General features: G+C 51.9%; 7 protein-coding genes. 2 read left to right on the forward strand and 5 right to left on the reverse strand.

From position 1 onward, the window contains the following. Positions 1 to 73: 73 nt before the first annotated feature. The 5 genes from dndE to OKB77_RS04645 form a co-directional block, all read right to left on the reverse strand. Entirely contained in the window at positions 74 to 421 is a 348-nt protein-coding gene (gene dndE / locus OKB77_RS04625) for a DNA sulfur modification protein DndE (protein WP_150388946.1), read from the reverse strand. Continuing rightward, positions 421 to 2,439: a DNA sulfur modification protein DndD gene (gene dndD / locus OKB77_RS04630; protein ID WP_150388947.1), complete on the reverse strand. Its 2,019-nt coding sequence runs from the start codon at positions 2,437 to 2,439 to the stop codon at positions 421 to 423. The genes dndE and dndD overlap by 1 nt, the downstream gene beginning before the upstream one ends. After that, positions 2,429 to 4,063, reverse strand: a complete 1,635-nt coding sequence (gene dndC / locus OKB77_RS04635; RefSeq protein ID WP_150388948.1) for a DNA phosphorothioation system sulfurtransferase DndC — start codon at positions 4,061 to 4,063, stop codon at positions 2,429 to 2,431. The genes dndD and dndC overlap by 11 nt, the downstream gene beginning before the upstream one ends. Continuing rightward, positions 4,060 to 5,145 carry a DNA sulfur modification protein DndB gene (dndB, locus tag OKB77_RS04640; protein ID WP_150388949.1) on the reverse strand — a complete coding sequence of 362 codons (1,086 nt, stop codon included), beginning with the start codon at positions 5,143 to 5,145 and terminating at the stop codon, positions 4,060 to 4,062. The genes dndC and dndB overlap by 4 nt, the downstream gene beginning before the upstream one ends. Positions 5,146 to 5,279: 134 nt before the next feature. After that, positions 5,280 to 7,304 carry a DNA phosphorothioation-associated putative methyltransferase gene (locus tag OKB77_RS04645; RefSeq protein WP_270817005.1) on the reverse strand — a complete coding sequence of 675 codons (2,025 nt, stop codon included), beginning with the start codon at positions 7,302 to 7,304 and terminating at the stop codon, positions 5,280 to 5,282. Between the two features lie 53 nt (positions 7,305 to 7,357). On the opposite strand from OKB77_RS04645, the gene OKB77_RS04650 reads away from it, so the two are divergent. Together OKB77_RS04650 and umuD are read left to right on the forward strand one after the other, a co-directional pair. Continuing rightward, positions 7,358 to 7,858 (forward strand): hypothetical protein, encoded by a 501-nt coding sequence (locus tag OKB77_RS04650; protein ID WP_150388951.1) that lies wholly within the window; start codon positions 7,358 to 7,360, stop codon positions 7,856 to 7,858. 254 nt (positions 7,859 to 8,112) lie between these two features. Continuing rightward, a complete protein-coding gene (gene umuD, locus OKB77_RS04655; RefSeq protein ID WP_025327594.1) occupies positions 8,113 to 8,556 on the forward strand; it encodes a translesion error-prone DNA polymerase V autoproteolytic subunit in 444 nt (147 codons plus the stop codon). Positions 8,557 to 8,568 lie beyond the last annotated feature (12 nt).

Raw genomic sequence — 8,568 nt, forward strand, 5'->3', positions numbered from 1 at the left:
TGACTAGGTGTTTAGTGCTCCATGTAGAGTTGGTCATAAAATGACACCATATAGATGGTGTCATTTTATTTTTTCATAAATTATTCGTGAATGCGTTTAAACTTCTATGATTGCGTAATGATGCTATGCCATCCTCAACATGAGCCGCCCAGGCTTTTATCCACTCTTTATGATCTAGGTCAGGATAAATCATCTGGAGGGTGAGCTCGGTCACAACCAGTGTTTCTCCCAGCCAGGTTATTTTGTCGAGGACTAGGCTGCCATCTAGTTTCTTATGGTCAGGATGGTAGCGAAAATCAGTTTCCACTGAACGAAAAAAAGCCAGGCGAGCTGCCACATTGGGAGTGATCCCGGTATTGGCTTTTAATCGTTTAAGCTGCTCTTCCGTTTGGCGGGTGAGTTGCATGCGATTCGGGAGCATTAATAAACCTCCTTGGCTTGCACTTGGGCAGGACTCTCTTTCCAGAAGTAGCCCTTGGTCAGTTTTGATGACTTGGTCAGCGCATCAAAGCGGATCTGATAGGCATGAGAGATATCATCCACCAGAGCACTGGCAAAATAACGTTCATCCACTTCTGTATCGGTCGACAGCAATATCACCTGATGACTGGCAAAGGGGAAGTAGTGATGAATTAGCTTGTCTCTATGGTGTGAGTCAAGACGCCCCAGCGGGGTATCAATAATGACCGGCAGTTGTCGACCAGATGTTTTAGCCAAGGCTTCCAGGATCGCGATGGCATAAATTTGCTTCTCACCAGCAGAGAGTGACTTTCTATTGATAGCTATCCCAGCTTCGTCTACCAGCTCTACATCAAAGGTGTGAGGATTGATCCTGGCCTTAATCTGCAGATCTTCTTTTCTAGCCAATTTTCGGTAGGCCACTTCAAAATTCTGCTCCAGCGTTTTAACCCGAGCTTGGGTCAATACATCGCTGTACTCATCCAGTAAACTGATGGTCTCATTGGCATATTGCACGGCACTCACGGCACCATATTGCTCTCTGGCTTTATCATGCAATTTCTGGATCTGGCGGGCGCAATCCAGTTGACTCATTACCGCTTGTTTGGCTTGTTCCAGCAGAGCCTTGTATTTGTGGCGCTCTTCTTGCCGTTGATTGTCCATCTCTCGCAGGGTTTGGAAAATATCCATCAGCTGCTCATCATCAGGTGCTCGCTCAATATTGCTGGCTGCTTGCTCCAGTTGATGTTCAACCTCGGCCAATTCACGACGTTGTGCATCAAATTTGCTCCAAGCCCGTTGGCAATCCTCACTGATTGCCGCGATGATGACGTGAGTCTCGCGCTCAGAGATGTCAAAGAGGACTTCACCTTGCGGCTTGTTGGCCATAAAGCTGTCAAGCTGCTCTTCGATCGCCTGGGTTGTGATGGCCAGCGTCTCTTTACCTTTAAAGCCGATATTGGCTTTAAGCTGTTCGAGAAAAAGATTGAGCTCTTGGGAAAAGCTGCGAGCCCTTTTTATCTCTATTTCTCTGGCCAGCTGTTGCTGCAGTTTGGCCATGGTGTTGGGGGCCAATGCAAAGGGGAGTGATCCATCACATTCATGGCGCAGACTCTTTTCAAGCTGTTCTTTTTCTTTTACCAGTTCAGCTACTTTCTGCTGCTCCTGATTTTTTGTCCGCGCAAAAGCACCGCCTTGTGCTGCCAGCATGGCTTCATATTTCTGAATATCCTGGGTAATAAGGCCAATCCTTGCCATCACCAAGTCAGCTTCAAATCGATAATGCTCGGCCTGTTTGGCAAACTGCTTTTTATTCTGCTCCAGCTCGGCCAATTTGTGCTGTTGTTGGGTGCCCAGCTCTTTGGCTCCTTGCTGCTTTAAATAGATGCCAAGGTCGGTGCGCAGTTTGGCGATCAGGTCAAGGCCGAGCAGGCGGCGTACCGCGGTCTGCAGAATCTTGCCCGATTCATCCTCTGCCAATGAGGCGATCTTTTCGCCATCAAAAAAGAAGAGATCAGCAATACCGTGCGGGATTAACTCATTGAGAAAACCCTGGCACTGTTCATAGTTAAGCTCGTCCAGCTCGACTCCGTTTTGCAGCAGTTTGAGTCTATCTTTTTTATTGCGATTCCAGCTGCGAATAACGGTAAATTCAGACTCAGTGCCCCCCTGGTTATAGGTAAAAACCAGCTCGATAGAGGCATCTTTAGGTTGTTGAGAGACACTGACACCGTTATGGATAAGTGCAGTAAGTTGGTCAATATAGTCCTGATTGTGGATGAGGTTATCAAAGGCCAGGCGTCCATACAGCGCTAAACGGATGGCTGACAAAATCGACGTTTTGCCAGCGCCGTTGAGGCCACCGAACAGCACGATAGGTCTATCAATGTTCTCATTTCCACGTTTTTGTGGGGTCAGCTCTATTTCGTGGTGACCACGAAATACACGAAAGTTATGCAAGACCAACTTCTTAATGATCATTTTTTACTGCCTCACTAAACAGTGCTGCCATATCGTCGGCTTGTGCCAATTGCTTTTGCAATCCAGCAAGCGACTGTTCAATTTGTTCCACTTCTTCTTGATAGAGATCGCGCTCATTGCGCTTTTGTAATTGTGCCTGTTTCTGCTCAATGGCTTCGAGGCTGCCCCAATCCTGTTTCAGGATGGTTCCTATTTTGGCGAAAACGCCTTGGCGGCGGCTAAGCCCTTCAAGGGATATTTCGAGCTCTATCAGCTTCATCACCATTTCTGGCTCGACATCATAGCCCTGGCTTAGTTGTGCCAGCAGTTCGGCATCGCTGGCATTGAAGCGTGACTGATCGTCGATTAGCCAGTCGAGGTCTTCGCCATACACTTCCCGATATATAGCTGGCAGTGAGTCATTCCAATCCGGTTCGTTAGGGTCGGTTAACCACTCCTGGCGAATCGCATGTAGCTCCGGCTTGGTGATCAGAGTAATGGTGTGGCCACGCAAGTTGAGGTCACGCTCCATCTCCAACAGCTCTTTAAGCCATTCTTGGCGGTATTTCAGCCAATAAGGGCCGGGAACGTGCTTGCGCTCTGCGCTAAGCTCTTCACCCTCTTTGGCGTATTGGTAGCTCACCTTGCCGGTGCGGCGCTTGTAGTTACGGTAGGTATCTTTTTGCGCAGGGTCTGTGGTCAGAGCTAGCTGATTACGAAACTTGAGCAGGGGGAGCATCCAGTCTTCGCCGTTTTGGATCAGGCTCTCCATGGCTCGGTCTTTGGTGACCACGGTACAGGTCCAGCAACCAAAGCGTGAATTACCACAAGAGGGGGTGCTGTCATCAATGACCAATGGACATTCACCCTGACCCGAGGAGTCCATATAAAGAGTCCAGAGCGGGCGATTATTGCCGCCCCAGGGATTTTCCCACTCTTCCACATCATCCGGCGCGTATTTGAAGGCGCCGCGCAGCAGTTTCCAGACATCCTCAACATCCCAGGTGTCGATAGGGGTGTAGATGAAGGCATTGGCCAGCGTGGTATGGCGGGCAAGACGGGTTCCATCAATCTTGTGCTTGGCAATGACCTGGGCACGGGAAGCACTCTCGCTGCTGCGAGAGCCAAGCACAACGATCACCTCTTCAAACTGGCTGACCTTGTCTTTGATAAAGTCACTGACCGGGTTGATCTTCATTCGCTCGGTACACCAGCGGAAGCTGCGAGTCGGGGCAGGGTAGCCTTTGCCGAGCAGGTTTACCCAAAACGTCTCATGGGTTTTGGGTACGACAGGGTGAGAGGTAATGGGTAACGCATCGCGTTTGGCGCCCTTTTCGATTTGATCCATGGTCCGAATGATCAAATCGACGACAACAGGGGTCTCGACCAGGGTGTCTGATGAAACGACAAAGACATCTTTGTGGCGCATTTCAGGCGGTAATCCCAGCAGTGCCAGATAGACCAACGTCAGCACAGCAGAAGAGTCTTTACCTCCGCTATAACCAATGACCCAGGGACGTTTGTCTGCGCAATAGATACGTTGTACTTCAGCTACATACTCTGCCAGTGGGCGGCCGGCAAAGGGCTCGGTATTGATGAAATCTTCGTAATCGGCCAGATCATGGGCCTGAATCAAGGGGTTCATGGAGTGACAACCTGAGCTTCAAGTACCTTCTCCTCAGGGGTGAGGGGGAGGTTTAGTGAGGTTTTAAGGGCGTTACAGGTAAGCTGGAGCGCTGTGGTGGATTTGCTTAGCTTGCCATGCGACATGGTTCTGCGAATCCATTCCGGGTTGGTTTTGCGCCAATCAATGGTCTTGAGCTTACCAAGGTCTGCTTGCCAGGTATCAGGATGCTCGCTTATCAAAAAGCGGCCGAGCATACCGAGAGCTTGCAGGCCGACGCCGTGAGCATGGACATACTCCTGCCGGAGTTGGGCTGGTGATACTTCTTTGCGACTGGCCATCTGCCAATCCGGCATCTGGTCGTAGACCGCTTTCCAATAGAGAGCAGCAAGCTTGGCCTCTTCATCTGTGCAGCCCTCTTTAGGTCCCTTGCCCAGTAGGGCTCGGGTTGCCTGCTTGATGCTACTTAAGGTGAAGAGCTTGCTGGAGAGCTGGGAGATGCTCGACTTTTCCATCTCAGTAAGCCCGACGAAGGGCTCCATGCTAGTAGCCAGATGGCGAGCAAGCTCAGAGCCTTGATCTCTATGGTCATAGAGCGTTGACAGTGACGGACTGGGTTTGACCGCGTACTTGTTGAGATCAGCAAACATTTGCTGGCTTCGGGTTAGCCCTTCATCGACAAAGAACAAAACAGGGATGTTATCCTGACCCAGTTCGGGGCGCTCTACCAACGCCTCTTCGATAGCTTTGCGGCGGTGCTGGCCATCGTTGATCAGGATCTGTGCATCCATGGGCACCCGTAAAGTGCCCAGATTGTTGGAGCCGGGATGTTCAGCAAACTCGACGTCAACAGCTATTGACGCAGTCAAGGCAGAGAAGACGTAATCCTTGGGATTCTCCAAGAGGTATCGCACCATTTCCGGGATCCGGGATTTGTTCAATGTGCGTTGCGCCCGCAATTCAGGGGGGACTTCGCTCTCATCGAAGTTGAAAATTTTGGGGATGATGCGCATCGGGCAGGTCGCGATATAGAAGGGGCGACCGGCTTGTATCCCACGCACTGCGGGGAATGAGTAGCAGTAGTCAGCGTCGAAGTGGTTCATGATGATGCTCCTGGCTAGTCCTGCTTCAAGTCTAGATTTACGTCAAAATTAACGTAATCACATGTTGTTATAAGACTGTAGATTAGGTTTTAGCGAGGAATAAGTGGTTTTTACGTTATTTTGGGGCGCTGATTTTACTCTTTTACGCTACAAATACGAAAGCCTGAAATTTGCCTTTTTTGCTCTTTGAGAGCTGATTTATATTGTTGGCGACTCAAGTGATGCTCTGTTTCCAGGTCCATCCCAAGCAGTTTGCTCAATCTTTGCTCCAGCGCTCGTTGTGCCTTGAAGCTCGGATCATCCGGTGCCATCAGATAGCTTTTGTTGAGAAGCGGTGGCCGGGTCTGCTCATTGATGTAGTCAAAGAAGTCGACCTCCTGCTCGGCCATCTTGATCTTGACCCGCTCCACCAGATAGGGGATGGGCTTGCTGAAGTCGTCATACCCCATCAGGCTCACCTTGCCGGAGCGAATGTGCAGCTTGATCACGTCGATATCGGTCAAGTCACCATAGAGCTGGCAAGCCGCGCCGAGGTAGACACGCAGCAGCGGCGGTAATTGCGGAATAAAGCATTTGTGTAGCAGCAGTGAATGGCTGGGATAGAGCAGGCTGTTGGGTAGCTGTTGATGGGCCAGCTCGCAGGCCTGGTTGATGAGGGCGATATCCGCAATCTGGTAGAGCAGTGCTTTGGCGGCCTGCTGTGCCTGCGGGTTGCCACCGAAAAAGGCTTTGATATCCCGCTGCAGCTCGCTGGGGTAGTGGGTATAGGTTTGGCGTTTGCCAAACAGGTTGAGTGCCAGGTAGACCAGCAAATCTTGCTGCCGCTCCAGCTCGGCCTGCTTTAACTGGGCAAGGTCAAAATGCTGGCCAAGCAGGGTCATGGCTTTGCGATGGCTGCCTGCTATCTCTCTTAACTCGTCGCTTTGTTCAAACTCGTCATTGGCTGGAATTCGGCCAAGGGTCAGCGCCCGCTGCCAGAAGGCTTCAAACAGCGTTTGATGGCGAGTGATCAGCAGTGCCGCAGTGGCCCGATGGTTGGGCGTGGGCGAGGTCAGCTGTTGCCAGCTGTGGCTTCGGCGTTGACGCTGTGCCAAAAAGCGTTGCTCTTCGAGCTTGTCTTTGAACACGTAAAAGATGCCGGGCCCAACGGCGATGGCATTTTCATCCAGTGTTTTGTCTATGTAGTGCTTGAGCTCGCTTTGGTTGTAGTAGCGCTGAAAGGTGTTGCGCGAGGTGATAACGCCATCTTTATAAGGGGTGAACTGGGCAATAAAGCTGTCGTTGGCCAGCATGGCCGAGACGACCAGCAGGGTTTGGGTCAGCTCCCAGGCGCCGAGCAGCGCCTCCATTCGCTCATCTTGATCCTCAATCACGTTGATCACAAAACCGAGATTGACCAGATGGGAGATCACCTTCTCGCCATCCGGACGAAAGTTTGGGTCCCAGCCCAGCGCGTCAATACCGTGTGCTTCCAGTTCCCGCAGGTCATCCCCTCGGCCGCAACCGTAATCAAACAGCGCATAGTCGCCGTTGAGATAACCATGGCGTGCCAGCATCTTCATGGGGGCTGAGAGTTCATGGCGAACCAACGCGGTTTTGTGGCGATCAATTTGTGGGCCCCCCTCTTCGGGCGGCAGGGCGGAGGTGCGAAACAGGCGCCCATCAACCAGTTGGTATCCATGTCTTGCGATAAGCCGCTCCCACGATGCTTTGAAGCCAATCATGCGGGGATGATCGTAAAGCCCTGCCAACACCCCCTCTTCGGTGATCTGGCGACAGCTCTCTGCCTGTGGGTGATCGGGGGTCAGCATGCACTCTTTGCGATGCAGAATGGGGGGATTGTCCTGGCTGTCGTAGCGGGTAACGGTATGGCTTAGTTTGGCCAGATCAACGGTCACGCTCTGCTTGAGGCTGGGGTAGGCCTCTTCGAAGAAGGTGGGGTAGCTGAGCAGTGACAGCCGAAAGTCCTGCTTTGCCAACTTGACCAGATCCCATTCACACTCCGGGAGTTTGAGCGCTTGTGCCACCGCACAGACAAAACGGTAGAGCTGTGGGCTGGTCGTGGCCAGGGTCTCTTTGTGCAGATAGACCGCGTCGGGCAGCACTTTTTTGTATGGCAGGGTAGCGACCAGTTGCGTGAAGCGCTCGGGGGTCAGCATCAGCACATTCCATTGAGTTGGGTGAGTGTCAGCCGCTTGGGCATTCGTCTTCCATGGTGAGTGGTGAGTTCGACCAAGGCGCGGTTTTGTTCGGGCCCATAGCTGATATGCAGTGGCCGGTCTGGGCCATAGAGATAGAGACGATCAAACGGGGTGTGCTGCGCCAACCAAAGGGCTACCTGATAGCTGTTCTTCCCTGGGTATATCAGATCAACCGCGGCCCCTTGCCGAGGACAGACAACTCTTCCTCGCTGATTGAGTTCACAGGCCGCATGTTGATCCAGTGTGGGGGCTATACCGGGGGAGGCGTTGGAAAGAATAGCTTTGCGCAGTGTTACCCCACAAAACCCATAGGTCAGCAATGGGTGACCAAATGTTTCTACCAGCGGATCGAGAATATGCGTTGCCAGTTCACGGTAGGCCAGCCAGCTCTCGCTTTGTTCAGGCAAGTTTGGGCATTGGATGCGTTGCCAAGTTTCACCACAGTGAAACAGCATCTCGAAGGTGAAATGTTGGCTGCAGGATTCCTTTATATCTATGGAGATGCCCCCTAACAGCTATCACAAATGGAAATGAACATGCCACGTTAGGCTGGGAAACCACATTCTGCCTTGACGGTATTATCTGCGGGGTTCCTAGCCAGAAAGCAAAAATTAGCACGCGGTGAGCTTTTCCTGCTATGCCCTTTTGTTGGTGGAAGCATTGGAACTGTGAGTGTGCGTGTGATTCATGCATCTGTGGATGAGGACTTGCGCTGGTTCAAAGGAGGTGCGTTATAATGCTTGTATATAAATACAGGTTTTTTGCCATGAAGCTGTTAACCCCAGACCCATCACCCGCCGAGGTGACCATCCCGTTGTTCTTGCACCGCGCCTCTTGCGGCTTTCCCAGCCCAGCCAGCGACTATCTGGAAGGGAAGTTAGACCTCAATACCCACTGCGTGGCGCACCCTGCAGCAACCTTCTATCTGCGTGCCGAAGGGGAGAGCATGACCGGGGTCGGCATCTTTCCCGGTGACTTGCTGGTGGTCGATAAGAGCCTCACCCCGCGCCATGGTGATGTGGTGATTGCACTACTCGATGGCGGCTTCACGGTAAAGACCTTACAGCTCAAGCCGAGGTTGCGGCTGTTGCCAGCCAATCCGGCGTTCGCGCCTATCGACCCTTGTATGAGCCTCTCCCTGGAACTGTTCGGAGTGGTCACCCATGTGATTGGCAATCTGAGGCAGCGTGATGGCTATAGCGCTCGTTGATGTAAACAACTT

This window comes from Aeromonas sp. Y318-3, assembly GCF_027706185.1.
Taxonomy (GTDB): Bacteria; Pseudomonadota; Gammaproteobacteria; order Enterobacterales; family Aeromonadaceae; genus Aeromonas; species Aeromonas veronii.

What these genes read in the sequence shown, in the direction of transcription:
- dndB (WP_150388949.1), bottom strand. Translation starts at nt 5,145, where the DNA reads ATGAACCACTTCGACGCTGACTACTGCTACTCATTCCCCGCAGTGCGT.
- OKB77_RS04650 (WP_150388951.1), top strand. Translation starts at nt 7,358, where the DNA reads ATGGTGAGTGGTGAGTTCGACCAAGGCGCGGTTTTGTTCGGGCCCATA.
- umuD (WP_025327594.1), top strand. Translation starts at nt 8,113, where the DNA reads ATGAAGCTGTTAACCCCAGACCCATCACCCGCCGAGGTGACCATCCCG.
- dndE (WP_150388946.1), bottom strand. Translation starts at nt 421, where the DNA reads ATGCTCCCGAATCGCATGCAACTCACCCGCCAAACGGAAGAGCAGCTT.
- OKB77_RS04645 (WP_270817005.1), bottom strand. Translation starts at nt 7,304, where the DNA reads ATGCTGACCCCCGAGCGCTTCACGCAACTGGTCGCTACCCTGCCATAC.
- dndC (WP_150388948.1), bottom strand. Translation starts at nt 4,063, where the DNA reads ATGAACCCCTTGATTCAGGCCCATGATCTGGCCGATTACGAAGATTTC.
- dndD (WP_150388947.1), bottom strand. Translation starts at nt 2,439, where the DNA reads ATGATCATTAAGAAGTTGGTCTTGCATAACTTTCGTGTATTTCGTGGT.